At 65.6% G+C, this 24,973-nt stretch carries 22 protein-coding genes and 1 pseudogene; 14 read left to right on the forward strand and 9 right to left on the reverse strand.

Going from position 1 to position 24,973, the window contains the following annotated elements; translation table 11 throughout:
- Positions 1-199: 199 nt before the first annotated feature.
- A complete protein-coding gene (locus tag ACWTPI_RS02815; RefSeq protein WP_020203168.1) occupies positions 200-604 on the reverse strand; it encodes an acyl-CoA thioesterase in 405 nt (134 codons plus the stop codon).
- 190 nt (positions 605-794) lie between these two features.
- Between ACWTPI_RS02815 and ACWTPI_RS02820 the strand changes: the two genes are divergently transcribed.
- The 5 genes from ACWTPI_RS02820 (at position 795) to ACWTPI_RS02840 (ending at position 6,943) form a co-directional block, all read left to right on the forward strand.
- The gene (locus tag ACWTPI_RS02820) at positions 795-2,693 is read left to right on the forward strand and encodes an ABCB family ABC transporter ATP-binding protein/permease (RefSeq protein ID WP_020203169.1); all 1,899 of its coding nucleotides are present in this window, start codon (positions 795-797) and stop codon (positions 2,691-2,693) included.
- A gap of 335 nt (positions 2,694-3,028) precedes the next feature.
- Complete coding sequence (locus ACWTPI_RS02825; protein WP_454732440.1) at positions 3,029-4,054, forward strand: ABC transporter substrate-binding protein; 1,026 nt, start codon at positions 3,029-3,031, stop codon at positions 4,052-4,054.
- Positions 4,051-4,914 (forward strand): ABC transporter ATP-binding protein, encoded by an 864-nt coding sequence (locus ACWTPI_RS02830; protein ID WP_454730918.1) that lies wholly within the window; start codon positions 4,051-4,053, stop codon positions 4,912-4,914. Before ACWTPI_RS02825 ends, ACWTPI_RS02830 begins: the two co-directional genes overlap by 4 nt.
- A 2-nt stretch (positions 4,915-4,916) precedes the next feature.
- Positions 4,917-5,702: an ABC transporter permease gene (locus tag ACWTPI_RS02835; RefSeq protein WP_081651405.1), complete on the forward strand. Its 786-nt coding sequence runs from the start codon at positions 4,917-4,919 to the stop codon at positions 5,700-5,702.
- Between the two features lie 416 nt (positions 5,703-6,118).
- Positions 6,119-6,943: an IS5 family transposase gene (locus tag ACWTPI_RS02840; RefSeq protein WP_454730919.1), complete on the forward strand. Its 825-nt coding sequence runs from the start codon at positions 6,119-6,121 to the stop codon at positions 6,941-6,943.
- A 152-nt stretch (positions 6,944-7,095) separates the two neighbouring features.
- On the opposite strand, the pseudogene ACWTPI_RS02845 reads toward ACWTPI_RS02840, so the two are convergent.
- From ACWTPI_RS02845 to ACWTPI_RS02875, 7 genes and pseudogenes are all read right to left on the reverse strand, one after another.
- Positions 7,096-8,801: pseudogene (locus ACWTPI_RS02845) on the reverse strand (LeoA/HP0731 family dynamin-like GTPase).
- Positions 8,802-11,024, reverse strand: coding sequence for a hypothetical protein (locus ACWTPI_RS02850; RefSeq protein WP_454730920.1), 2,223 nt, complete (start codon positions 11,022-11,024; stop codon positions 8,802-8,804).
- 365 nt (positions 11,025-11,389) lie between these two features.
- Positions 11,390-11,689 carry a tyrosine-type recombinase/integrase gene (locus ACWTPI_RS02855; RefSeq protein ID WP_454730921.1) on the reverse strand — a complete coding sequence of 100 codons (300 nt, stop codon included), beginning with the start codon at positions 11,687-11,689 and terminating at the stop codon, positions 11,390-11,392.
- A 206-nt stretch (positions 11,690-11,895) separates the two neighbouring features.
- Positions 11,896-12,207: a phage integrase central domain-containing protein gene (locus ACWTPI_RS02860; protein ID WP_454732441.1), complete on the reverse strand. Its 312-nt coding sequence runs from the start codon at positions 12,205-12,207 to the stop codon at positions 11,896-11,898.
- Between the two features lie 27 nt (positions 12,208-12,234).
- Complete coding sequence (locus tag ACWTPI_RS02865) at positions 12,235-12,621, reverse strand: Arm DNA-binding domain-containing protein (RefSeq protein ID WP_454732442.1); 387 nt, start codon at positions 12,619-12,621, stop codon at positions 12,235-12,237.
- A gap of 207 nt (positions 12,622-12,828) precedes the next feature.
- Positions 12,829-13,290: an Lrp/AsnC family transcriptional regulator gene (locus ACWTPI_RS02870; protein ID WP_020203173.1), complete on the reverse strand. Its 462-nt coding sequence runs from the start codon at positions 13,288-13,290 to the stop codon at positions 12,829-12,831.
- Positions 13,291-13,350: 60 nt separating this feature from the next.
- Positions 13,351-13,911, reverse strand: coding sequence for a cysteine dioxygenase family protein (locus tag ACWTPI_RS02875; protein WP_020203174.1), 561 nt, complete (start codon positions 13,909-13,911; stop codon positions 13,351-13,353).
- A 174-nt stretch (positions 13,912-14,085) separates the two neighbouring features.
- On the opposite strand from ACWTPI_RS02875, the gene ACWTPI_RS02880 reads away from it, so the two are divergent.
- The 6 genes from ACWTPI_RS02880 to ACWTPI_RS02905 all read left to right on the forward strand — a co-directional run bounded on the left by ACWTPI_RS02880 (position 14,086) and on the right by ACWTPI_RS02905 (position 20,089).
- On the forward strand, positions 14,086-15,099 hold the full coding sequence (locus ACWTPI_RS02880) for a LysR family transcriptional regulator (RefSeq protein ID WP_059410477.1): 1,014 nt from the start codon (positions 14,086-14,088) through the stop codon (positions 15,097-15,099).
- Between the two features lie 127 nt (positions 15,100-15,226).
- Entirely contained in the window at positions 15,227-16,546 is a 1,320-nt protein-coding gene (locus ACWTPI_RS02885; RefSeq protein ID WP_020203176.1) for a Glu/Leu/Phe/Val family dehydrogenase, read from the forward strand.
- A 425-nt stretch (positions 16,547-16,971) separates the two neighbouring features.
- The gene (locus ACWTPI_RS02890; protein WP_029043645.1) at positions 16,972-17,871 is read left to right on the forward strand and encodes a glutamate/aspartate ABC transporter substrate-binding protein; all 900 of its coding nucleotides are present in this window, start codon (positions 16,972-16,974) and stop codon (positions 17,869-17,871) included.
- A gap of 63 nt (positions 17,872-17,934) precedes the next feature.
- Positions 17,935-18,663 (forward strand): amino acid ABC transporter permease, encoded by a 729-nt coding sequence (locus tag ACWTPI_RS02895; RefSeq protein WP_020203178.1) that lies wholly within the window; start codon positions 17,935-17,937, stop codon positions 18,661-18,663.
- Positions 18,664-18,674: 11 nt separating this feature from the next.
- Complete coding sequence (gltK, locus tag ACWTPI_RS02900) at positions 18,675-19,358, forward strand: glutamate/aspartate ABC transporter permease GltK (RefSeq protein WP_020203179.1); 684 nt, start codon at positions 18,675-18,677, stop codon at positions 19,356-19,358.
- Positions 19,355-20,089, forward strand: coding sequence for an amino acid ABC transporter ATP-binding protein (locus ACWTPI_RS02905; protein WP_454730922.1), 735 nt, complete (start codon positions 19,355-19,357; stop codon positions 20,087-20,089). The genes gltK and ACWTPI_RS02905 overlap by 4 nt, the downstream gene beginning before the upstream one ends.
- A gap of 367 nt (positions 20,090-20,456) precedes the next feature.
- On the opposite strand, the gene ACWTPI_RS02910 is transcribed toward ACWTPI_RS02905, so the two are convergent.
- Positions 20,457-21,287, reverse strand: coding sequence for a class II glutamine amidotransferase (locus ACWTPI_RS02910; protein ID WP_059410478.1), 831 nt, complete (start codon positions 21,285-21,287; stop codon positions 20,457-20,459).
- Between the two features lie 190 nt (positions 21,288-21,477).
- Here ACWTPI_RS02910 and ACWTPI_RS02915 point away from each other — a divergent pair, with 190 nt between their 5' ends.
- Genes ACWTPI_RS02915 through pyrC form a run of 3 tightly spaced genes read left to right on the forward strand, consistent with a single transcriptional unit; the run spans position 21,478 to position 24,968 of the window.
- Positions 21,478-22,566: a tartrate dehydrogenase gene (locus tag ACWTPI_RS02915; protein ID WP_020203182.1), complete on the forward strand. Its 1,089-nt coding sequence runs from the start codon at positions 21,478-21,480 to the stop codon at positions 22,564-22,566.
- Positions 22,563-23,876 (forward strand): glycerate kinase type-2 family protein, encoded by a 1,314-nt coding sequence (locus tag ACWTPI_RS02920; protein WP_454730923.1) that lies wholly within the window; start codon positions 22,563-22,565, stop codon positions 23,874-23,876. The genes ACWTPI_RS02915 and ACWTPI_RS02920 overlap by 4 nt, the downstream gene beginning before the upstream one ends.
- Positions 23,877-23,933: 57 nt before the next feature.
- The gene (pyrC, locus tag ACWTPI_RS02925; RefSeq protein WP_454730924.1) at positions 23,934-24,968 is read left to right on the forward strand and encodes a dihydroorotase; all 1,035 of its coding nucleotides are present in this window, start codon (positions 23,934-23,936) and stop codon (positions 24,966-24,968) included.
- The last annotated feature ends 5 nt before the right edge of the window (positions 24,969-24,973 follow it).

Here is a 24,973-nt window from a genome sequence, read left to right on the forward strand (position 1 = left end):
CCCAATTCACGGAGGGAAATTTCCGCTTTTCAACCGGAGAGCGTGCACCTGCCGGGTGGCCGGCCGCGCGCCGGCGGCCCGGGGCGGGCCGGGCGGCGGCATGGCGGCGGCGCTGTCGATGGTGCTGGCGGCGTGTCCTCGGGGATTCCCGCGAGGATTCAGGCGGCCGCCTGGGCGGCAGTCCGGCCGGGGAGGGCGGTCAGATCGCCGGCAGCACGCGCGGCTGCCGGCTGTCGTCGGTCGCCACGTAGGTCAGCGTGGCTTCCGTGACCTTGACGATCTCGTTGCTGTGGCGCATGCGTTGCGCGTAGACCTCCACCGACACCGTGATCGAGGTGCGGCCGGTCTTCTCGATGTCGGCGTAGAAGCTCACCAGGTCGCCGACGAAGACGGGATGCTTGAACAGGAACGAGTTGACCGCCACCGTGGCCACGCGGCCCTGGGCGCGCTCGACCGCGGGGATCGAGCCGGCCAGGTCGACCTGCGCCATGATCCAGCCGCCGAACACGTCGCCGTGCACGTTGGCGTCGGCCGGCATGGGGACGACGCGCAGCGCGGGATATTTGCCGGGCGGCAGGCAGGGGTGGTCGATGGCTTGGGTCATGATGGCTGGGGCAGAAGAGACAGGGTTGGGGCGGCGCCGTGCCGCGGGGCCGGGCGATGCGTGCCGGAGTGCGTTGGCCGCCGTGCGGCGCCGGCATCGCGGCGTGGCCGCGGTCGGGCGGATGCGAGGGTGGCGCCGGCCAGCCGGGCCGATCTCTGCCACAATCGCATATTCGCCCGAATTCTAACGTATGCGACGCTATTCCCCGCCGGCCGAGCCGTCCCCCGCCCGGCCCGCTTCCTCCCTGTTCGCCAAGTCCGGCGTGCCACGCAGCGACTGGCAGACCGTGCGCAATCTGCTGCCCTACGTATGGCACTACAAATGGCGCGTGATGCTGGCGCTGGTCTGCCTGGTGGCGGCCAAGGTGGCCAACCTCGGCGTGCCGGTGCTGATGAAGAAGCTGGTGGACAACATGAACGTGCCCGCCGGCAGCGCCGCCGCGCTGCTGGTGGTGCCGGTCGGGCTGATCGTGGCCTACGGCGTGCTGCGGCTGTCCGGCACGCTGTTCACGGAGCTGCGCGAGATATTGTTTGCCAAGGTCACGCAGAGCGCGGTGCGCGAGATCGCGCTGCAGGTGTTCCGCCACCTGCACGCGCTGTCGCTGCGCTTTCACCTGGAGCGGCAGACCGGCGGCATGAGCCGCGACATCGAGCGCGGCACGCGCGGCATCCAGTCGCTGATCTCGTATTCGCTCTACAGCATCCTGCCGACCCTGGTCGAGATGGGGCTGGTGATGGGCTTCTTCATCCTGCACTACGACATCTGGTTCGCCGCCATCACCGGCTGCGCGCTGGTGAGCTACATCGTCTTCACCATCGTGGTGACGGAGTGGCGCACGCACTTCCGCCGCAGGATGAACGAGCTGGATTCGCGCGCCAACCAGAAGGCGATCGACTCGCTGCTCAACTTCGAGACCGTCAAGTACTTCGGCAACGAGGAGTACGAGGCGCGCCGCTACGACGAGAACCTGCTGACCTACCGCTCGGCGGCGATCCGCTCGCAGAACTCGCTGTCCTTCCTCAACTTCGGCCAGCAGGCCATCATCGCCACCGGGCTGATCCTGATCCTGTGGCGCGCCACCGTGGGCGTGGCCGCGGGCAAGCTCACGCTGGGCGACCTGGTGCTGGTCAACACGCTGATGATCCAGCTCTACATTCCGCTGAACTTCCTCGGCGTGATCTACCGCGAGATCAAGCAGGCCACCACCGACATGGACCGCATGTTCGTGCTGCTGGGCACCAACCGCGAAGTGGCCGACGCGCCGGGCGCGCCGGCGCTGCGCGTGCAGGGCGCGGCGGTGCGCTTCGCCCACGTGGGCTTCGGCTACGAGAGCAACCGCACCATCCTCGACGACGTCGACTTCACCATCGCGGCGGGCACCACCACCGCAGTGGTGGGGCACAGCGGCTCGGGCAAGTCCACGCTGGCGCGGCTGCTGTTCCGCTTCTACGACGTGGGCAGCGGCGCCATCGAGATCGACGGGCAGGACATCCGCGCGGTCACGCAGGACAGCCTGCGCCGCGCCATCGGCATCGTGCCGCAGGACACCGTGCTGTTCAACGACAGCATCTACTACAACATCGCCTACGGCCGGCCCGAGGCCAGCCACGAGGAAGTCATCGCGGCCGCGCGCGCGGCGCAGATCGATACCTTCATCCGCGAGCTGCCGCAGGGCTACGACACGCCCGTGGGCGAGCGCGGCCTCAAGCTCTCGGGCGGCGAGAAGCAGCGCGTGGCGATCGCGCGCACGCTGCTCAAGAACCCGCCCATCCTGGTGTTCGACGAAGCCACCTCGGCGCTCGACTCGCGCACCGAGCAGGCCATCCAGGCCGAGCTGATCCGCCTGGCGCAGAACCGCACCACGCTGCTGATCGCGCACCGGCTCTCGACCGTGGTGCACGCCGACCAGATCCTGGTGATGGACCACGGCCGCGTGGTCGAGCGCGGCACCCATGCCGAGCTGATGCGCATGGATGGCCGCTACGCCGAGATGTGGCGCATCCAGGCGCGCAGCGCCGCGCAGAACGCCACGCCGGTGGAAGACGCGACGCTGGCCGTCGAGGCCGGCGACGCCACGCAGGACGCCTGAACATCTGATCGCCTGAAGCGGCGGCGGGGCGGACACGCCCGGCGCGCGCAATTCGCGCAATCCGCGCAATCCGCACGCGCGGATTGCCGACAATCCGGCGCGGCAAACGGCGCCGGCGCATCGGCTTGCGCAAGTCCGGTTCGACAAACCGATGCGGGCTCGCCCAGGCCTGGTGCGCCTTCGCATGGCATGCCGCTTGCAGACGGACTCTCCACGAAAACGATCAACAGGAGAGAGAGTCCATGCCGCAATCCCGTGCCGCCAACCCGATCGAAGTCATTGCCGCCGCCACCGCCGCGCCGGCCGCGTCCGCCGCGCCAACGCTGGGCCGCCGCATGCTGCAGCTCGGCATGGCGCTCGGCACCGCGCTGGTGCTGTCGACGCAATTCGCCGGCCACGCGCATGCCCAGACCAAGGTCCGCTTCCAGCTCGACTGGCGTTTCGAGGGGCCGTCCGCGCTGTTCCTGCTGGGCGAGCAGAAGGGCTATTTCAAGGCCGAGAAGCTCGACGTGTCGATCGACGCTGGCAACGGCTCGGGCAACGTGGTCAACCGCGTGGCCTCCGGCACCTACGACATGGGCTTCGCCGACCTGGCCTCGGTGATGGAGTTCTACGGCAACAACCCGGACGCGCGCAACAAGCCGGTGGCCGTGATGATGGTCTACAACAACACGCCGGCGGCCGTGCTGGCGCTGAAGAAGTCCGGCATCAAGGCGCCGCGCGACCTGGCCGGCAAGAAGCTCGGCGCGCCGGTGTTCGACGCCGGGCGCCGCGCCTTCCCGATCTTCGCCAGGGCCAACGGGCTGCAGGCGGCGAGCTTCAACTGGCAGGCGATGGATCCGGCCCTGCGCGAGACCATGCTCGCGCGCGGCGACCTCGACGCCATCACCGGCTTCTCGTTCACCTCCATCCTCAACCTCAATGCGCGCGGCGTGAAGGACGAGGACATCGTGGTGCTGCCGTATCCGCAGTACGGCGTGAAGCTGTACGGCAACGCGGTGATCGCCTCGGAGGAATTCATCAAGAAGAACCCGGAAGCCGTGAAGGCCTTCCTGCGCGCGTTCGCCAGGTCCGCGCGCGACGTGATCGCCCGGCCCGAGGACGGCGTCAAGGCGGTCAAGGCGCGCGACGGCATCATCGACGAGAAGCTCGAGGTCCGGCGCCTGAAGCTGGCGCTGGACAGCGCGGTCAAGTCGCCCGACGCGCGCGCCGAGGGCTTCGGCCGCGTCAGCAAGCCGCGCCTGTCGCTGATGGCGTCGCAGGTGGCCGACGCGTTCGGCACCAAGGGCCGCATCGATCCCGACGCGCTGTGGACCGATGCCTACCTGCCCTCGGCCGCCGAACTGGACGTGCTGCGATGACGGCCGGACACGCATCGCCGCGCGCGCTGGCGCCGGCCGAACCCGCGGAACCGGCGGAACCGGCGGACAGGCCCTTCGTCGAGTTCAACCGCGTGTGGCTGGCCTATAACGACGAGCTGGCCCGCAAGGGCGAGTTCGCCGTCGAGGACATCTCGCTGCAGGTCGAGCCCGGCGAGTTCATCGCCATCGTCGGGCCTTCGGGCTGCGGCAAGTCCACCTTCATGAAGCTGGCCACCGGCCTGCGGCCGGCCACGCGCGGCGTGGTCAGGATCGCCGGCCGGAAGGTGAACGGGCCGCTCAACATGGTCGGCATGGCGTTCCAGGCGCCGACGCTGCTGCCGTGGCGCACCACGCTGCAGAACGTGATGCTGCCGCTGGAGATCGTCGAGCCCTACCGCGCCACGCTGCGCGAAAAGCGCGAGGAATACACGGCGCGCGCACGCGACCTGCTGCGCACGGTGGGGCTGGCCGGCTACGAGGACAAGTATCCGTGGCAGCTTTCCGGCGGCATGCAGCAGCGCGCCTCGATCTGCCGCGCGCTGATCCACGAGCCGCGCATGCTGCTGCTTGACGAGCCGTTCGGCGCGCTCGACGCCTTCACGCGCGAGGAGCTGTGGTGCGTGCTGCGCGACCTGTGGCAGGCGCGGCGCTTCAACGTGATCCTGGTCACGCACGACCTGCGCGAGGCGGTGTTCCTGGCCGACACCGTGTACGTGATGAGCCAGCGCCCCGGGCGCATCCTCACGCGCAAGGAGATCGGCCTGCCGCGCCCGCGCGACCTCGACCTGACCTATACCGAACCCTTCGCCGATCTGGTCCACGCGCTGCGCGAGAAGATCGGCCACGTGAGGCAGCACTGACCATGAGCACCTTCTCTTCCCCGATGAGCGCCGCGCGGCAGCGCCGCGTGCAGCGCGTGGCGCCGTGGCTGCTGCTGGCCGCGGTCCTGGCGCTGTGGCAGGGCGCGTGCCTGGCGTTCGACCTGTCGGACTTCATCCTGCCCAGCCCGCGCGCGATCGTCGCCGCGCTGTTCGAATACTGGGACGTGATCGCCGGGCATGCCTGGCGCACCTTCTGGACCACGATGGTCGGCTTCGCCCTGGCCATCGTGGTGGGCGTGGCGCTGGGGCTGGTGATGGGCTCGTCGAAGCTGGCCTACGCCGCGGGCTATCCGCTGATGACGGCGTTCAACGCGCTGCCCAAGGCCGCCTTCGTGCCGATCCTGGTGGTGTGGTTCGGCCTCGGCGCCGGCCCGGCCATCCTGACCGCGTTCCTGATCTCGTTCTTCCCGATCATGGTCAACATCGCCACCGGCCTGGCCACGCTCGAGCCCGAGCTGGAGGACGTGCTGCGCGTGCTTGGCGCAAAGCGCACCGACGTGCTGCTCAAGATCGGCCTGCCGCGCTCGATGCCGTTCTTCTTCGCCTCGCTCAAGGTGGCCATCACGCTGGCCTTCGTCGGCACCACCGTGTCGGAGATGAACGCCGCCAACGAAGGCATCGGCTACCTGCTGGTGTCGGCCGGCTCGGCCATGAAGATGCCGCTGGCCTTCGCCGGGCTGGTGGTGATCGCCGTGATGGCGATGGTGATGTACGAGTTCTTCGCGGTGGTGGAGCGGCGGATGACGGGGTGGGCCAATCGCGGGTGAGTGATGGGGCGACGCAGTGCCCGACGTGGCCGAGGCAGCAGAGGTCGTTGAGGTAGCTGAGGCCGGGGTCGGACTCGAATTGTAAGTATAAGTATCTGAATTTATTGGAATAAAAAATATTTTCATTCCAGGAGTACTATCAAAAGTACCAACGTTTCCCAAGCCTTACCTCGCGTCTGCCGATGTTGTCTATCGCTGCCTCAAGACTTCCACCGGACCGCTGGGGGTACAGCCCCTCACTTAAATTTTACGATGCTCTGCCGATAGCCTGTGAACACACGAAGGCCGGCAGTTCGTATAGGGACGGGGCACCTACAACTATGTCGAATATCTTCCTGAGTGAGCTTGTCCCAAGAACCGAATCCCATGCTGAGAGCCTGTTTGAAAATTCGCCGCAGATGTGATCTGACGTTCGGATGTGGAAGAAAGAACATCGAGAACGGCAGGCAAGTATGGCGGCCAAGGCAAAGCGATATCCGAGCGACGTGACAGACGTGGAATGGGCTGCGATGGAAGGATTGCTGCCGAAGCCAGCCCAGCGTGGGCGACGCAGGAAGGCCGACCTGCACGAAGTCATCAACGCGCTGCGATACCTGGTGCGCTCGGGCTGCGGCTGGCGAATGCTGCCCAAGGACTTCCCGGCCTGGCAAACGGTGTATTGGTGGTTTCGCCGACTGATGCGCAGGTTCCTGTTTCGCACGCTCCACGATGTTGTACTGATGCTCGACAGGGAGTTGGACGGCCGCCAGCTTTGCCCCAGCGCTGGTGTTGTGGATAGCCAATCGGTGAAGGCGCCAGCGGCGAAAGAGCGCGGCTACGATGCTGCGAAGAAGATCGTCGGGCGCAAGCGGCATATTGCCGTGGATACAAATGGGCGGCTGCTGATGGTGAACCTGACGCCTGCAGGCATTGCCGACAGTACAGGGGTAGTGACGGTACTGGAGGCCTTGAAGAGGCGTTGGCCGGGCCTGAAACATCTGTTTGCTGATGGCGCGTACGATCGTCGCGCGCTGACGGATAAAGCCGCGACGCCCGACTTTGTCGTCGAGGTGGTGCGTCGCCGCGAGGATCAGGTCGGCTTGGCAGTTCTGCCCCGGCGTTGGGTAGTGGAACTTACCTTCGGCTGGATGATTCGCTGGCGTCGCCTGGTCAGGGACTACGAGCGACGTCCCGACGTGTCCGAGGCAATGGTCTATATCGCAATGGGCGGACTTCTGCTACGCAGAGTCGCCCATCCTTGAATTTTCAAACGGGCTCTAAGGATCAGGAAGGTCGTTATCGTCGGGAGCCAAGGCGCCGCTTCTCGGCGGAGTACAAATGCCAGATGGTGCAGACGCAGTTGTCGTCGCCGATGTCATTGGCGTGCTTTGAGCGCGAGCACGACTTGGGCAGATCAGTCCTGCAGGACGGTGAACTCGGCGTCGATGGCTTCGCCTGCTTGGCGCCATGCATTGAAGCGGTCGCGCTGCTGCCGACGCTGCGCCACGTCCAGTTGCACCTCCGCCACGTTGCTGCGTAGTTCGATGTATTCGGAGAAGAAGTGGTCGACGAAGTGCACCCCGTCGATCAACTGCAGCAGTTCCATCCGCTGGATGTTGAAGTTCGCGACCATCATCTCGATCGACTCGCGGAACTTCTCCTCGCGCTTGGCCTGCTCCCAGCTATCCCAGGCCTCCAGGGCTAGGCCCGCGAAGGCCAGCACGCCGTTGATTCCTTTGGCCAGATTGACGGCTCCCCAGGGCTTGAATTTCAGCATCTTGCCCAAGTCTACTCCGACCGTTTTTGCAATGGCGACGATGCCATCCCGTGTCGCCAGCACCGTGGAGTTATTGATCAGGTTGCTCTTGAGCATGTAGCCAGGCCCTGCTTACCGAGCACTTTGACCGCACCATTGAAGTGGTTGATTTCTGTGTTGAAACCGATTTTCATCTTGCTGACTTCCAGGGTGACCGCCTGCAGTTGGCGCTCGAACTCGTTCTGCAGACGCGTCGTCAGCACGATGCCGTTGTTGCCCACTTCGCGCTCGAAGAATTCGGTGAAGGTGGCCAGGCTCGCCCCCTTTGCCTGCAGGATCAAGTCCGTGAAGTAGTCGGAGACGAACTCGCGAAGGCTTACGCGCACCGCCGAGATCTTGCCCTCGGTCGAAGCGAGCTGCCGGGCCAGCCTGGTGTTCATCGCTTCGAGCTTGTCCACCTCACGGCCGATCTTCTCGTCGTTGGCGACCGCCACTGGCAGCTGTTTGGTCAGGACGTCGCGGATGACGCTCGCTTTTGTGGCCTCGGCAATGGCTGTGGCGCCGCCGTTGGCCTTGACTTTCTCTGACGTGGCCGCCTGCAACGTGGCGATGTGGGAGAGCGTCTTGAACTTGCCCAGGTTTGACAGCCAGTACTCAGTGCCCATGTCGAACGGGTTTGCCGCCACGGCGACGATCGCCAGAGCGGCCGTCTCGACGGCGTCCAGGCAGATCAGGTTGCGCAGGCGGTCGCTGACGTTGTCGCGCTTGACCGCCAGGCTTTCCCGGTACTCCCGCTCGTCTTCCACGTCGGCGACTTCGTCGAAGCGGCTCAGCACGAACACCGTGCGCGGCAGGAGGTCCAGCGTGCGGAACAGCCACATCAGGTCTTCCTTGTGGCTTTCCTTAATGGGGTTGGTCGAGTTCATTACGTACAGCACTAGGTGGGCTTCGCTCACGTACTTCTTGGTGATGTCCTTGTACTTCTCCACGAGGTGGGTTTGCGCATTGTATTGTTCCTTGAAGCCGAACAGCCCGGGGGTGTCGATCAGTACGAAATCGGAGCCCACGTCGTACACCTTCACTTCGTTGGACGATTCCTTGTGGCTGATCTTCATGGTGGACTTGTCCAGTTGCTCCATCCAGGCCGCAGCGATAGAGGTCTTGCCCTCCGAGAAGCCGCCAACTAGTGCAATCCTGAGTTTTTCTTCGGCTACGTCCTGGATGGCCGTTTGCAGCTTGGCCTTTAGGTTCGGATCGATCTGCACGCCGACGCTTTCGCCTTGTTGCAGGAAGCCCTGAAGCTTCTCCAAGATGTCCACGGCGCGGGATTGTTGCGCCTTGAAGGTGTCTAGGGTCTTTTCCATTTACTGTGCACCTACGGCTTCGATGGTTTTGGATAGTTTCTTTAGCTCCGCCACGGACTTGAGCAGCGTCGCACTGATTTCGTCAACCTGGCGGACAGGCTCGTTCAGCGCTTCCTTAATGATCTCGACGTTTTCCTCCAGTTCGCGGAAGGCGGCGGTCAGGCTTCCGCGCAGCGAGTCGCGCATCTTGTCTGCGATGGTCTCCAGGTTCTGGTCGGCCGACTTGCGCTGTTGGGACATTTTGTAGCTGGAGCTGAAGAAGCCGACGAGGGCCTTGCCGAGGCTGACCAGCAGCGTGATGGCGCCGATCGTCAGCGCGACCCACCCGGCCGGGTTCCAGATCATCAGCACTCCGCCGACCAGCGAGCCAAGCAGGTTGGATATCTTGAGGCCGTTGTCAATGCTGATCTTCAGCTCGAACGAGCTGTCCAACTGGCCCATGCCGATCTTGCCGTAGGTCTCGACCAACTCGCTGGCGTATTGCTGGAACTGCTCGACGACCTCTGCGATCTCCGCCTTGAAGGTCTTCAGTTCGGCCTCCATCAGCCCGGGCAGGCGCTGTTCTAGGCTGGCCTGCTCGATCCTGATGCAGGATTCGAGCGCGTTCTTGAAGATATCGTTGCCGATGTCGGACTCGATGCGCGCGTAAATGCGCCTGCGCACGGCGTTCTTGAAACCGGTGATCGTCCGTTCACCTTCTGTTTCCAGGCGTGTCTTAAGCGTTCGGAGCGCGATGGTCAGTTGCTCGCGGGAGCCATTTGCGTCCTGCTTTAGCTGCTGTCCCAGCGGCTTGAACGAATCACGCTGGATCCTGGCGACCTCATCCGCCGCCGTCTTGACCACTTGGTTGGCCTTGTTGAAATTGGAGCGTCTGATCTTGGTCTTATAGTCGTGCACCAGGTTGCCGGCCAGAAGCTCGCGAAACTGCTCCATGTTCGAGCGCTGCAGCAGTTCTTGGGGCTTGAGCCTAGCGAGGAACTTGTCCTTGCTCTTGGCATTCTGTGAGCCGGGCACCAGGCAGTCGGCAACGGCTAGGAACGCGGGCTGGGCACTCAGCGGGATGACGCGCTGGTAGTGCTCGCCGAGCTGCTCGCGCATTTTTTCGTCGAGGTCCTGCAGGCTCTCGAGTTCGTCCTGGCTGGCGAGCCCGCCCTTCTCTAGCTGCATGGGGTTGGTGATGCGCTTGTTGAAGAGGGTCCAGACCTCGGTCTGCGTGCCAAGGTGTTCCTTGATCTTCTCCAACGTGCCCTTGGTATGCTCGTCGCCTTTCTGCGGAGCCGCAGCTTTGCCCGTCACATAGAACACGGCATGGGCCTTCTGCACTGCCGAGCGGATGCCGTCCATGACCATGGCTTCCTTGCCTTCGATGCCGGGAACGTCGAGCAAGGTGAATTTGTGGCCACCAGCTTCGAATGCATAGCCTCGGGTCTCGAGCGTATAGTCGGAGCGCCCGTTACCGATGATTACGCCGTCGGCCAGCGATTCCAGCTTGTGCTGGTCGCGCTCCACGCGTTCGAGTTCCCGTTCGGCAGCTTGCTTTGTATCCAGCGTCTCGCGCTGCTGCCGCGCGACGTCCTCGACGGCGCCGTTCCTCTCGGCGAGCAGGGCCCTCAGGCTGGCTTCTGCACCGGTAAAGGTCTGTTCTTCAGGCAACTGGCGCAGCCGGTTCAGGAATTTCTGCCAGAGTGTCGCCGTTCTCTTTTTCTCGACCACCAGTGCATGCAGGCGGTGGATCTCGTCGCGGCAGGCCTGCTCCTGCTCATCATAGTACGACACGAGTCCGTCAAGGCGCGCCTGCAACTCGGTAAGCAGTGCGTCGCCCTGCCGGATTCGTTGGCGCAGGGCCTCGAGATTCTCCTCGCTGACGCAAAGTTCTTCCCGCAGTGTCCGGAAGGCCTGCTGAGCCTTAGCCTTGCTCTGTTCCCCCAGCATGATGCGCAGCGTCTCGATGATGGTCGACTTGCCGGCATTGGTTTCGCCGTAGAAGGCGATGGTGAAGGTGTCCCATTCGGCATGGCGCTCGAGCCCGGCGATATTGCCTTCGATGTCTCGCTGGAACTTCTCGAGGATGGCGCGGGTATTCTTCTTGGCCTCCAATACCTGCTGGTCCTCCGATGCGCTGCCAAGCCTTCGCAAAATACTCTCTACTTCGCGCGAGACGTTCAGGTAGATGTCTCGCGGGGATTCCGGGCTTATACTCATCCGTCGTTCTTGTCGTTTCAAGAGAGAAATCGCCGCCAGCTGGCGGCAACTCATTCATGCGCGCGAGCGCGGCATGCAGCGCTCGCGCGGCCCCCGATTTTGCGGGATGGCCCCTGGAACGGCCGCCCTCCTAAAGCGGGGTGAAGTCGTGCGGCATGGCTGCCGTTAACTAGCTGGGGTTATGCGCGAGCCGCGGGCGCGTCGGGCAAAAAGAAAGGTTTTTCGCTGATCTGTGTGACCGCTTAGAAACAAGAAGAGCCAACTTCCGCTATTGTAAGTGGGAGACTGTGTCCAGCGTCTCAGGGGGTCGCTCTAGCCGCTGGACAATGCGGATTCGTAGCTGAGTGCGCATCATGCGCATCAATGAGGATCCAGCCGCTATCAGGTCATGTTGCGCTTACCGCCAGCAACGGGATGATCTTCGCCCTAGCCTTGAGTTGATCCAGATAGTCTGCCCACTTCTGCATCATCACTCGCGGGTCCTTAATGAATTTAGTGCGGTTATATGCCGCGCCGAGTGCATCGGGAACTGAGTGCGCGAGCTGGTGCTCGATCACCTCGGGCTTTTGCTCCAATTCTTCATGAAGAATGGTGTGCGCCATCACACGGAAGCCATGGCTGGTAATCTCCGTGTGCGTGTCGTAGCCAAGCCGGCGCAACGCAGCGTTGATCGCAGCATTGCTCATAGGGCGCTGCCTGGAGCGAGCCCCCCGGAAACACATACCGCTCGTTACCGGTCACCGCTTGCAGTTCTTTGAGGATTTGAATGACCTGCGTGGCGAGCGGAACGAGGTGTTCCGTTTTGGTTTTTGTAACCAGATAGCGCCACTCCCCTTTTTCAAGGTCGAATTGAGCCCATTCCGCCTTGCGCAATTCCCCGGCCGGACGAATACTAGCGGTGCCAGCTTGAGGGCGCATAGAACCGTGAAGGTGCCGCTGAAGCCATCGAAGGCCGAAGCATTTCACCAACCTTTGCCGGATCGGTGATCGACGCAAAGTGCGTGGCTTTCGCTGGTGGGATCGCCTTGACCAGAGCCGCGGCGGGGTTGCTGATGCAGAGCCCTTCCTTGACGCCGTAGAGAAACACCCGGCGGAATTTCGCTGCACACGCGGTGCTCGGTGAAACGCGCTCCTCGGCCATCATCCGTTTCAGCACCGCCAGGATTTCTGGGGCCTCGATTTCGGTAATCGGGCGCTTTCCCAGCCAGGGATAGACATCGTTCTTGAGGCGCTAGAGTGTTTTTTCGCATTGTTTGGGAGTCACGGTGCTTCCGTGCTCCTTGATCCATGCGTTTGCAACCACCTCGAACGAGTTTTCCGCTGCCAAGCGGGCAGTGTGCTTGTCGCTTTTCTTGAGTTCCCCGGGGTCAAATCCTACTGCCAGTTTCTCGCGTGCCTCCGCGCGCCGCTGTCGGGCTGAAGCCAGACTCACTTCGGGGTAGACGCCCAGGGCCAATGTCTTTTGCTTGCCGAGGTAGCGGTAGGCGAGCCGCCAATATTTTCCGCCGCTCGGCTGTACTAACAGAAACATGCCGTCGCCGTCAGTTATCTTGTACTGCTTGTCCAGGGGCTTGGCATTGCGGACGGCCAGGTCGGTGAGGCTCTTGGGGCGATTGATACCAACAGGGAGGAGTAGGTACTAACGAATATACCATCAGCTTTTTCGGATCCAGTTGGACATCGTCGGATGCCCAAAAAGAAAGAATCCAGCAAAATCAGGGGCTAATGCGGGGTTCTTGGACGGCTATGGAGGTTGTTGGACGTGCTGTTGGTGCCCGGGGTCTGTTCCCCTCTCCCTTTCGGCTTCGCTGGATGGCGCGGAGATCTAGTCGGCGTAATCCAGCGGCAGCGCGGTGGTGTACTTGATCTGCTCCATCGCGAAGCTGGAGCTGACGTCGGCCAGCTCCGCGCCCTGGATCAGCTTCTTGTAGACGCGGTCGTAGGCGGCGATGTCCGGCACCACCACGCGCAGCAGGTAGTCGGTGTCTCCCGCCATGCGGTAGAACTCGGTGACTTCGGGGATCGAGGCGACCAGCTCGTGAAAGGTCTTGAGCCACCTGGCGCTGTGCTGGTTGGTGCGGACCGAGACGAACACGGTCACGCCCACGTTGAGCAGGGCCGGGTCGAGCAGCGCCACGCGCTTGCGGATCACGCCGCTTTCCTCCAGCTTCTGCACGCGCCGCCAGCACGGCGTGGAGGTCAGGCCGACGCGCTCGCCGAGTTCGGCCACCGGCACGGTGGCGTCTTCCTGCAGGGCGGCGAGTATCTGGCGGTCGTAGCGGTCCATGTTCGGGCGGTGTTTTCCTGGCATGCAGCGTGACAGGTGCCCGGCCGCGCCGGCCCGGAATCAGGCCGCGTCGACCAGCAGGTTCACACCGCTGCCGATGTGTTCCTGGTCCACCCCGTAGATGTGCAGCGACACGGCTACTTCGGTGCCGTCGTTGCCGAGCGCGTGGATGTGGCGCAGGCCGGCCGGCACGCTGAAGGTGTCGCCCGCCGCGCGCGGCATTTCGCCGCACAGCCGCGCGCGCCGCGCCTGCGCGTCCCAGCGGTAGTGGCGCTCGTGCAGCGTGCCTTGCAGCACGCGGTAGGCGCACCAGGTCTGGTGGCCGTGCACCGGGCTGTGCTGGCCGGGTCGCCACACCAGCAGCATGGCCGCGTAGCGCGCCAGCGGGTCGGCGTGGACCAGGTGGCGCACATAGCCGTGCGGCGAGCCGGCGCGCAGCGGTTCGGGCAGCAGCGCCAGCAGCGCGGCGGCATCCGGCAGGCTGTCCTCGATGCCCTGCGCCACCAGGCGCGCGCTGGCCGCGAACGCCGAGGACATGCCCGCGGACAGCGGAGCGAACAGGCCGGGATGCGGGGTCTGGCGGTGGGCGGCATCGGCCGCGCCGGCTTGCTGGGTGGCCATGTCGGGCTCCTTGTTGGTCTGCGACCATCATAGCGCCGGGCCTTTAGCAAACACGTGCGTCTTGTCGTGCAAATCTGCCTGGAAGTGTAATCTCATTCCACCAAAAGGCAAGAAGGTGGAATTTCATTCCCGCGGCTGCGCCGGACGCGGGCAGCCGGTGGATAATGCCGCCTCATGGAAATCAAATGGCTTGAAGACTTCGTCAGCCTGGCCGAGACGCACAGCTTCTCGCGCTCGGCCGAGCAGCGCCACGTGACGCAGCCCGCGTTCTCGCGCCGGATCCAGTCGCTGGAGTCCTGGGTGGGCACGGAGCTGATCGACCGCTCCAGCTATCCGACCAGCCTGACGCCGGCCGGCAAGGTGTTCTACGAGCAGGCGCTGGCGATGCTGGCGCAGGTCAGCGAGACGCGCGCGCTGATGCGCGGCCAGCGCTCGGCCAACGGCCACGTGCTGGAATTCGCGGTGCCGCACACGCTGTCGCTGACCTTCTTCCCGGAATGGCTCAAGGCGGTGGAGCGCGAGATCGGCACGCTGCCGTGCCGGCTGCGCGCGCTCAACGTGCACGACGCGGTGCTGGCGCTGGTCGACGGCGGCTGCGACCTGGTGATGGTCTACCACCACGCGCGCCAGGCCATCCAGCTCGACCCGGCGCACTACGACATGCTGGTGCTTGGCATCGAGCGGCTGTCGCCGTACAGCGTGCCCGACGCCGCCGGCAAGCCGCTGTACCGGCTGCCCGGCACCGACAAGAAGCCGGTGCCGTTCCTCAGCTACACGCCGAACGCGTTCCTCGGGCGCATGGTGGACATGCTGCTGGGCGAGACCGCGGACAAGCTCAAGCTCGACAAATGCTACGAGACGGACATGGCCGAGGCGCTCAAGGTGATGGCGCTGGCCGGGCACGGCATGGCCTTCCTGCCCGAGAGCGCGGTGCGCGACGAGATCGCCCACCACCGGCTGGTGCGGGCGGAGCCGGCGCGCGGGCTGCCGCTGTCGATCGACATGGAGATCCGCCTGTACCGCGAGAAGCCGGGCGAGCAGGCCGGCGAGCGCCGCAGCGCGCAGTTGCGCAACAAGCGCCGGCTGGTGGACCGCGTCTGGAACGCGGTGGCCGCGCGCAGCCTGCCCGCGCCGGGCGCGTGGCAGGCCGGCGCGCCCGCCGGCGCCACGGGAGGCGCCCCCGCGTAGGCGCGCGGCGCCGCGGGCAACGTTATGCGCGGCTTGCATAACATGCGCGGCGGGATGACCAAACGGCATTGGCTTCGGCGGGGCCGCCTCCTCTAAGCTGGCGGCACCTTCACACCGAGACCCAACGATGTCTTCCGCCGTACCCTCATCCGTCCTCTCCAACGCCGCCGCTTCATCCCACACGCTGCCTTCCTACCTCAACCCCGAGGCCCTCGGCCCCTGGGGCACCTACCTGCAGCAGGTCGACCGCGTCACGCCCTACCTGGGCTCGCTGGCCCGCTGGGTCGAGACGCTCAAGCGCCCCAAGCGCGCGCTGATCGTGGACGTGCCCATCGAGATGGACAACGGCACCATCGCCCACTTCGAAGGCTACCGCGTGCAGCACAACCTGTCGCGCGGCCCGGGCAAGGGCGGCGTGCGCTTCCACCAGGACGTGACGCTGTCCGAGGTGATGGCGCTGTCGGCCTGGATGTCGGTCAAGAACGCGGCGGTCAACGTGCCCTACGGCGGCGCCAAGGGCGGCATCCGCGTCGATCCGCGCACCCTCTCGCACGGCGAGCTGGAGCGCATCACGCGCCGCTACACCAGCGAGATCAACATCATCATCGGGCCCAACAAGGACATCCCGGCGCCCGACGTCAACACCAACGCGCAGGTGATGGCGTGGATGATGGACACCTATTCGATGAACTCGGGCAGCACCGCCACCGGCGTGGTGACGGGCAAGCCGATCTCGCTGGGCGGCTCGCTGGGCCGCCACGAGGCCACCGGCCGCGGCGTGTTCGTGGTCGGCTCCGAGGCGGCGCGCAACCTGGGGCTGGAGATCCGCGGCGCCCGCGTGGCGGTGCAGGGCTTCGGCAACGTCGGCGCGGTAGCGGCCAAGCTGTTCCACGAGGCCGGCGCCCGCGTGGTGGCGGTGCAGGACCACCGCACCTCGCTGTACAATCCGGCCGGCCTGGACGTGCCCGCCATGATGGAATATGCGTCGCACAGCGGCACCATCGACGGCTTCCAGGGCGAGACCATCTCCAGCGGGCAGTTCTGGCAGGTCGACTGCGACATCCTGATCCCGGCCGCGCTGGAAGGCCAGATCACCGCGCAGAACGCGCCCCAAATCAAGGCACGGATGGTCATTGAAGGTGCGAACGGCCCGACCACGCCCGAAGCCGACGACATCCTGCGCGAGCGCAACATCCTGGTGGCACCGGATGTGATCGCCAACGCCGGCGGCGTCACGGTTTCGTACTTCGAATGGGTGCAGGATTTCTCCAGCTTCTTCTGGACCGAGGAGGAGATCAACCAGCGCCTGGTACGAATCATGCAAGAGGCTTTCCGTGCGATCTGGCAGATCGCTCAGGAAAACAAGGTTACCTTGCGCACGGCCGCGTTCATCGTGGCCTGCACGCGGATCCTGCAGGCGCGCGAAATGCGCGGCCTCTACCCCTGATGGTCGGGGCGGCTTGCTGCCGCGGCGTCGCCGGAGGGTGATGCTGCATTGCAGCAATCCAGTCGGGTGTCGGTAACGCGGCTGCCGGATGTTCCGGCAGCCGCGTTGTCGTATGGTGTCGCCAGCCGCGCTGACGGGAGCGGCGGCGGCCATGCGGCATGTGACCGTCCGATGACGGCCGCGCGGAAGCCGGTCCGCGGCGCTTTCCGGCGTTCCCCGGTGTTGCCGGGAGGAAACGGCCGGCCGGCAACGGGTCCGTATCCGGGCCGCAACAGGGTGCGATCTCCCCGCAAACCATGCCCATATTGGCTTTGCTAGGGGAAAAACCCGTTGTCTTGAGTGCATGCCTGCGCAATACTATTTCGTCGGCGGGTGGTTTTTTGTTAGAGTCCCGCCTTTCTTCTCTTCATGGTCAAGGAGATGTTATGAATGTTGCCAAGTTGGCTTCCCTGATGATTGCAGCCGGCGTGCTGTGCGGTACCGCGCAAGCCGCCGAGCAACTGACGGGCACGCTGCAGAAGATCAAAGACACCGGTGTGATTACGCTTGGCGTGCGCGAATCGTCGATTCCGTTCAACTACAACCTGGGCGGCGTGCGCCAGGTCGGCTATTCCTACGACATCAACGTCAAGATCGTGGAAGCCATCAAGGACCAACTGAAGCTGCCGAACCTGCAGGTCAAGGAAATCCCGATCACCTCGCAGAACCGCATCACGCTGCTGCAGAACGGCACCATCGACATCGAGTGCGGCTCGACCACCAACAACCTCGAACGCCAGAAGCAGGCATCGTTTACCACCAGCATCTTCATCATCGGCACCCGCATCATGGTGAAGAAGGACGGCGGCATCAAGGACTGGGCCGACCTCAAGGGCAAGAACGTCGTGACCACCGCCGGCACCACGTCCGAACGCCTGCTGCGCAAGATGAACGATGACCAGAAGCTGGGCATGAACATCATCAGCACCAAGGACCACGGCCAGTCGTTCCTGACGCTGGAATCGGGCCGCGCGGTCGCGTTCATGATGGACGACGCGCTGCTGTACGGCGAGCGCGCCAAGGCCAAGAACCCGGCCGACTGGATCGTGGTGGCCAAGCCGCAATCGCGCGAGTCCTACGGCTGCATGATCCGCAAGGATGACGCACCGTTCAAGAAGCTGTCGGACACCGTCATCACCGGCATGATGAAGGACGGCTCGATCAACACGCTGTACACCAAGTGGTTCCAGCAGCCGGTGCCGCCCAAGGGCCTGAACCTGGACTTCCCGCTGTCCGAAGACATGAAGGCGTTGTTCAAGACGCCGAATGACAAGGCGCTCGACTGATCCTGGGATTCCGGTTGTGCGAAACGGAAGGCATGTCCTTCCGTTTCTTTTTGAGGACTCATCATGAATTACAGCTGGCATTGGGGGGTATTCCTCGAGCAGGCCGCCCAGAACGAGACCTACCTTGACTGGATGATTTCCGGGCTCAAGGTCACGCTGGCGCTCGGGCTCTCGTCATGGATCATCGCCCTGGTCATCGGCTCGGTGCTCGGCGTGCTGCGCACGGTGCCCAACAAGTGGCTGTCCGGCCTTGCCGCGACCTACGTCGAGATCTTCCGCAATATTCCGCTGCTGGTGCAGCTGTTCATCTGGTACTTCGTCATGCCCGAGCTGCTGCCCGGCGGCGAGATGTTCAAGCAGATGAACCCGTTCGCGCAGCAGTTCCTGGCAGCCATGTTCTGCCTGGGCACGTTCACCGCGGCCCGGGTCTGCGAGCAGGTGCGCTCGGGCATCAACTCGCTGCCGCGCGGCCAGCGCAACGCCGGCCTGGCGATGGGCTTCACGCTGGCGCAGACCTACCGCTTCGTGCTGCTGCCGATGTCGTTCCGCGTCATCGTGCCGCCGCTGACCTCCGAGTTCCTGAACATCTTCAAGAACTCCGCGGTGGCGTCCACGATCGGCCTGCTGGAACTGGCGGCGCAGGGCCGGCAACTGGTGGACTACACGGCGCGCCCGTACGAGTCCTTCATCGCCGTGACCATCATGTACGCGCTGATCAATCTCGTCGTGATGCTGCTCATGCGCTGGGTGGAACAGCGCACCCGCGTGCCCGGCTTCATCGGTGGCAAGTAAGAGGACCCGTCATGGCATATTCATTCGATTTCAGCTCGATCAACGCGACCACGCTGGAAGTGCTGGGCGAGGGCATGATGGTCTCGCTCAAGATCACCGTCACCGCGGTGGTGGTGGGCATCGTCTGGGGCACCATCCTGGCGATGATGCGCCTGTCCTCGGTCAAGCCGCTGAACTGGTTCGCGCAGGGCTACGTGACCATCTTCCGCTCCATCCCGCTGGTGATGGTGCTGCTGTGGTTCTTCCTGATCATCCCGCAGGTGCTGCAGAAGACGTTCAACCTGTCGCAGGCGTCGGACCTGCGCATGACCTCGGCGCTGATCGCGTTCGCGCTGTTCGAGGCGGCGTACTACTCCGAGATCATTCGCGCCGGCATCCAGAGCGTGTCGCGCGGGCAGATGTTCGCCGCGCAGGCGATGGGCATGACCTACGGCCAGTCCATGCGGCTGGTGATCCTGCCGCAGGCGTTCCGCAACATGGTGCCGCTGCTGCTGACCCAGGGCATCATCCTGTTCCAGGATACGTCGCTGGTCTACGTCAGCGCGCTGGCCGACTTCTTCGGCCAGGCCTACGGCATCGGCGAGCGTGACGGCCGCATCGTGGAGATGCTGCTGTTCGCCGGGCTGGTGTACTTCATAATCTGTTTTTCCGCATCTCTGCTGGTCAAGCGTTACCAGAAAAAGGTGGCCGTATGATTGAAATCAACAACGTCTCCAAGTGGTATGGCGCCTTCCAGGTGCTGACCGATTGCACCACCAAGGTCGCCAAGGGCGAGGTGGTGGTGGTGTGCGGTCCGTCGGGCTCCGGCAAGTCGACCCTGATCAAGACCGTCAACGCGCTGGAACCGTTCCAGAAGGGCGACATCCTGGTCGACGGCACCTCGGTCGGCTCGCCCAAGACCAACCTGCCCAAGCTGCGCTCGCGCGTGGGCATGGTGTTCCAGAACTTCGAGCTGTTCCCGCACCTGTCGATCACCGAGAACCTGACCATCGCCCAGGTGAAGGTGCTCGGCCGCTCGAAGGAGGAAGCCACCGCCAAGGGCCTGAAGTACCTCGAGCGGGTCGGCCTGAAGAGCCAGGCGGCCAAGTTCCCGGGCCAGTTGTCGGGCGGCCAGCAGCAGCGCGTGGCGATCGCCCGCGCGCTGTCGATGGACCCGATCTGCATGCTGTTCGACGAGCCCACTTCGGCGCTGGACCCGGAAATGGTCAACGAAGTGCTGGACGTGATGGTGCAGCTCGCGCAGGAAGGCATGACCATGATGTGCGTGACCCACGAAATGGGCTTCGCGCGCAAGGTCGCCAACCGCGTGATCTTCATGGATGCGGGCAAGATCGTCGAGGACTGCCCCAAGGAAGAGTTCTTCGGCAACATCGACGCGCGCTCGGAGCGCGCCAAGCAGTTCCTGTCGAAGATCCTGCATCATTGAGATTGGATGGCCGCCCGAGGCGGCAAGCCATGAAAAGGGACGCCGAGGCGTCCCTTTTCTTATCCGCCGGCAAAGACGGTCGGTTGCCGCATGTTGTCTCCCCCCGGACGATTGACGAAGCCCGCGAACGGGCCCACACCGCCAGAGCTGGCCCAAGCAAGGTGTCCTCCCTCTCCCCTCACGGGGAGAGGGCCGGGGAGAGGGGCGGTTTGACCAGGAGTCACAAGAAGCGGGGCCAACGGTGTTGTCCGGCATGATGACCGCGGACGAAGCCGCCGGTTTTTTCCAGCGCGCCAGCATTCGCCAGCCCCCGCCCTCTCCCCCAACCCCTCTCCCACTGCGCGGGAGAGGGGAGCAAACCGGCACCTCAGGTGCAGGCGCTGTTCGCCGCGTTCCTGGCCTGCACCTCGGGCGGGATCGGCACCGACAGCGTCATCACCGAGCGGCCTTCCTCGAACATCATCAGCTCGCCCGGCGCGAACGCGGTCCAGGTCTCGTTGTCGGTCAGCGGCGCGGTGGCGATCACCGCCACGCGGTCGTCGGGCGTGGTGACCTGGGCGAAGTCGATCGACAGGTCGGCGTCGATCAGGTGCGCCGTGGAAAACGGCCACTGGCGCACGATGTAGTACAGGCGCGTGGAGCAGTGCGCGAACAGCGCCTGCCCGTTGGACAGCAGGTAGTTGAACACGCCGTGCAGCGTGATCTCGCGCGTGATGTCGGCCAGCGCGTGGCACAGCTCGTTGAGCGGCGGCTGCGAGCCGGGGAAGCGCTTGCGCAGGCCCTGCATCAGCGTGCAGAAGGCCAGTTCGCTGTCGGTGTCGCCCACCGGCTGGTAGACGCCGGACAGGAACGGCGAGAAGTTCTTCAGGTCGCCGTTGTGGGCGAAGATCCAGTGCCGGCCCCACAGCTCGCGCATGAACGGGTGGCAGTTCTCCAGCAGCACGGTGCCCTGGGTCGCCTTGCGGATATGCGAGATGACGTTCTTGGACTTGATCGGGTAGCGCTTGATCAGGTCGGCCACCGGCGAGGTGCCGGCGGACTGGTTGTCGATGAACAGTCGGCAGGCCTTGTCCTCGAAGAACGCCACGCCGAAGCCGTCGGCATGGTGGTCCGTGACGCCGCCGCGGGCGGCGAAGCCGGTAAAGGAGAACGTCACGTCGGTCGGCGTGGCGCAGTTCATGCCGAGCAGCTGGCACATGGCGGGGCACCGGACCGGCAGCAGGCTGCCGGATTGCAATAGAATGTTCCATTATCCGGCCAGCCCGGGTTTTCTGCCAAGCGCGTCGCGCCTCGCGGTTTTCCCGCGCGCCGCCGGCATGCCGCCCGGCCGCCGCCGGATCTTCCCGACAACCATTCGTCCTGTACACCTTCAGCGGGCTTTTCGAGACATGAGCAAATACAAGATCGCAGTCATCCCTGGCGACGGCATCGGCACCGAAGTGATGCCCGAGGGGCTGCGCGTGATGGACGCCGCCGCGCGGCGTTTCGGCATCGACCTGCAGTTCGACCAGTTCGACTTTTCCAGCTGCGACTACTACGCCCGCCACGGCAAGATGCTGCCGGACGACTGGTTCGACACCCTGGTCAAGTACGACGCGATCTATTTCGGCGCGGTGGGCTGGCCCGATTCCGTGCCCGACCACGTCTCGCTGTGGGGCTCGCTGCTGCAGTTCCGCCGCTCGTTCGACCAGTACGTCAACCTGCGCCCGGTGCGGCTCATGCCCGGCATCCGCAGCCCGCTGGTGGACCGCGACGGCAACCCGCGCAAGCCCGGCGACATCGATTTCTACGTGGTGCGCGAGAACACCGAGGGCGAGTATTCCAGCATCGGCGGACGCATGTTCCCCGGCACCGACCGCGAAGTGGTGATCCAGGAAACGGTGATGACGCGCACCGGCGTGGACCGCATCCTCAAGTTCGCCTTCGAGCTGGCGAACAAGCGCCCGGGCAAGCATCTGACCTCGGCCACCAAGTCCAACGGCATCTCCATCACCATGCCGTACTGGGACGAGCGCGTGGAGGCGATGGCGGCCGGCTATCCCGGCGTCAAGGTCGACAAGTACCACATCGACATCCTGACCGCGCACTTCGTCCAGCATCCCGACTGGTTCGACGTGGTGGTGGCCAGCAACCTGTTCGGCGACATCCTTTCCGACCTGGGCCCGGCCTGCACCGGCACCATCGGCATCGCGCCGTCGGGCAACATCAACCCGGACCGCACCTTCCCCAGCCTGTTCGAGCCGGTGCACGGCTCGGCGCCCGACATCGCCGGGCGCGGCGTGGCCAACCCGATCGGCCAGATCTGGTGCGGCGCGATGATGCTGGAGCACCTGGGCCACGCGGAAGCCGGCGCGGCCGTGCTGGGCGCCATCGAGCAGGTGCTGGCGGCCGGCCCGGAACACGCGCCGCTGACCCGCGACATCGGCGGCAAGGCCGGCACCGCGGACCTGGGCCAGGCCATCGCGGAGGCGCTGTGAGCGCGGCCGACGCGCGGGCCCTGCTGCTCGACACCTTCCAGGCAGCGGTAGCGGCGGCCGATCCGCTGCGCATCGTGGCGGACCATCTGCCGCCGCCGCAGCCGGGCGGCCGCACGCTGGTGGTGGGCGCGGGCAAGGCCGCCGCCTCGATGGCGCTGGCGGTGGAGCAGGCCTATGCGCGCCTGGACCCGGGCCATGTCATCGAAGGGCTGGTGGTCACGCGCTATGCCCACGGCCTGCCGACCGCGCACGTGCGCGTGATCGAGGCCGGCCACCCGGTGCCCGACGAAGCCGGCGAGCGCGCCGCGGCCGAGATCCTGGCCTGCGTGGCCGCGCTCGGCCCGGACGACCGTCTGATCGTGCTGGTCTCGGGCGGCGGCTCGAGCCTGCTGTCGCTGCCGGCCGAAGGCATCGCGATGGCCGACCTGAAGGCCACCACGCAGGAACTGCTGCGCTGCGGCGCGCCGATCACCGAGATGAACATCGTGCGCAAGCACCTGTCGCGCATCCAGGGCGGGCGGCTCGCCCAGGCCAGCCGCGCGCCGGTGACGACGCTGATCGTCTCCGACGTGGCCGGCGACGACCCGAGCGCGATTGCCTCCGGCCCCACGGTGCCGGACCCGAGCACCTACGGCGACGCGCTGGACATCCTGCGCCGCCACGGCGCCACGGTGCCGCCGGCGGTGCGCGCCTACCTCGAGCGCGGCGCGCGCGGCGAAGTGGCGGAAACGCCCAAGCCGGGCGACGCGCTGTTCGCCCGCGTCGACAACCGCGTGATCGCCACGGCGCACGGCAGCCTGACGGCGGCGGCCGAGGTCTTCCGCGCGCGCGGCATCCAGCCGGTGGTGCTGGGCGACACCGTGACCGGCGAGGCGCAGGAAGTGGCGCGCGTGTACGCCGCGCTGGTGCGCGAGATACGCGCGTACAATGCGCCGTTCGCCGCGCCGGTGGCGCTGATCTCGGGCGGCGAATGCACCGTGACGCTGCCCGCGGGCGGCGGCGCGGCCGGCACGAAGCCGCGCGGCGGGCGCTGCGCCGAGTTCCTGCTGTCGCTGGCGCTGGAGCTCGACGGCGCCGCCGGCGTGTACGCCATCGCGGCCGACACCGACGGCATCGACGGCTCCGAGGACAACGCCGGCGCCCTGCTGGACCCGTCCACGGCGGCGCGCGCGCAGGCCGCCGGCGCCCCGGCGCGCGCGCGGCTGGACGCGCACGACGCCTGGGGCTTCTTCGACGCCGCCGGCGACCTCGTGATCACCGGCCCCACGCGCACCAACGTGAACGACTACCGCGCCATCCTGATCCTGTAATCCCCCGCGAAAGCGCTGGCCGCCACCGGCGGCCGGCCACCCGAGCCACACCAAGCCATGACCCAGACCCTCACCATCACCCGCCCGGACGACTGGCACCTGCACCTGCGCGACGGCGCGGCGCTGGCCGCCGTGCTGCCCGACACCGCCCGCCAGTTCGCCCGCGCCATCATCATGCCGAACCTGAAGCCGCCCGTGACCACGGTGGCGCAGGCGGCGGCCTACCGCGAGCGCATCCTGGCCGCGCTGCCGGCCGGCATGGCGTTCGAGCCGCTGATGACGCTGTACCTGACCGACAACACCCCGGCCGCGGAAATCGTCGCGGCCAAGGCCAGCGGCTTCGTGCACGGGGTCAAGCTCTACCCGGCCGGCGCCACCACCAACAGCGACGCCGGCGTGAGCGACCTGCGCCGCTGCGCGAGCGCGCTGGAGGCGATGGAGCGCGCCGGCCTGCCGCTGCTGGTGCACGGCGAAGTGACCGATGCCGACATCGACATCTTCGACCGCGAGGCCGTCTTCATCGACCGCGTGATGACGCCGCTGCGCCGCGACTTCCCCGGCCTCAAGGTGGTCTTCGAGCACATCACCACCAAGGACGCCGCCGAATACGTGCGCGACGCCGAAGGCCCGGTCGGCGCCACCATCACCGCGCATCACCTGCTGTACAACCGCAACGCGCTCTTCACCGGCGGCATCCGCCCGCACTACTACTGCCTGCCGGTGCTCAAGCGCGAGATCCACCGCGCCGCGCTGGTGGCCGCCGCCGTGTCCGGCAGCCCGCGCTTCTTCCTCGGTACCGACAGCGCGCCGCACGCGCGCGGCCTCAAGGAACATGCCTGCGGCTGTGCCGGCTGCTACACCGCGCTGCACGCGATGGAGCTCTACGCCGAGGCCTTCGAGGCCGCCGGCGCGCTGGACAAGCTCGAAGCGTTCGCCAGCTTCAACGGCCCGGCCTTCTACGGCCTGCCGCGCAACGGCGGCACGCTGACGCTGACGCGCGAGGCGTGGCAACTGCCGGCCGAACTGCCGTACGGCGACACCACGCTGGTGCCGCTGCGCGGCGGCGAGACGCTGCGCTGGAAGGCCAACTGAGCCTC

This window comes from Cupriavidus ulmosensis (assembly GCF_977008105.1).

Bases quoted from the DNA above. Each gene is read 5' to 3' on its own strand.
- ACWTPI_RS02835 (WP_081651405.1), top strand. From the start codon at position 4,917: ATGAGCACCTTCTCTTCCCCGATGAGCGCCGCGCGGCAGCGCCGCGTG.
- ACWTPI_RS02915 (WP_020203182.1), top strand. From the start codon at position 21,478: ATGAGCAAATACAAGATCGCAGTCATCCCTGGCGACGGCATCGGCACC.
- ACWTPI_RS02885 (WP_020203176.1), top strand. From the start codon at position 15,227: ATGTCTTCCGCCGTACCCTCATCCGTCCTCTCCAACGCCGCCGCTTCA.
- ACWTPI_RS02895 (WP_020203178.1), top strand. From the start codon at position 17,935: ATGAATTACAGCTGGCATTGGGGGGTATTCCTCGAGCAGGCCGCCCAG.
- ACWTPI_RS02880 (WP_059410477.1), top strand. From the start codon at position 14,086: ATGGAAATCAAATGGCTTGAAGACTTCGTCAGCCTGGCCGAGACGCAC.
- ACWTPI_RS02825 (WP_454732440.1), top strand. From the start codon at position 3,029: ATGCTGCAGCTCGGCATGGCGCTCGGCACCGCGCTGGTGCTGTCGACG.
- ACWTPI_RS02815 (WP_020203168.1), bottom strand. From the start codon at position 604: ATGACCCAAGCCATCGACCACCCCTGCCTGCCGCCCGGCAAATATCCC.
- ACWTPI_RS02875 (WP_020203174.1), bottom strand. From the start codon at position 13,911: ATGGCCACCCAGCAAGCCGGCGCGGCCGATGCCGCCCACCGCCAGACC.
- gltK (WP_020203179.1), top strand. From the start codon at position 18,675: ATGGCATATTCATTCGATTTCAGCTCGATCAACGCGACCACGCTGGAA.
- ACWTPI_RS02840 (WP_454730919.1), top strand. From the start codon at position 6,119: ATGTGGAAGAAAGAACATCGAGAACGGCAGGCAAGTATGGCGGCCAAG.
- ACWTPI_RS02830 (WP_454730918.1), top strand. From the start codon at position 4,051: ATGACGGCCGGACACGCATCGCCGCGCGCGCTGGCGCCGGCCGAACCC.
- ACWTPI_RS02890 (WP_029043645.1), top strand. From the start codon at position 16,972: ATGAATGTTGCCAAGTTGGCTTCCCTGATGATTGCAGCCGGCGTGCTG.
- ACWTPI_RS02855 (WP_454730921.1), bottom strand. From the start codon at position 11,689: ATGAGCAATGCTGCGATCAACGCTGCGTTGCGCCGGCTTGGCTACGAC.
- pyrC (WP_454730924.1), top strand. From the start codon at position 23,934: ATGACCCAGACCCTCACCATCACCCGCCCGGACGACTGGCACCTGCAC.
- ACWTPI_RS02820 (WP_020203169.1), top strand. From the start codon at position 795: ATGCGACGCTATTCCCCGCCGGCCGAGCCGTCCCCCGCCCGGCCCGCT.
- ACWTPI_RS02905 (WP_454730922.1), top strand. From the start codon at position 19,355: ATGATTGAAATCAACAACGTCTCCAAGTGGTATGGCGCCTTCCAGGTG.
- ACWTPI_RS02870 (WP_020203173.1), bottom strand. From the start codon at position 13,290: ATGGACCGCTACGACCGCCAGATACTCGCCGCCCTGCAGGAAGACGCC.
- ACWTPI_RS02910 (WP_059410478.1), bottom strand. From the start codon at position 21,287: ATGTGCCAGCTGCTCGGCATGAACTGCGCCACGCCGACCGACGTGACG.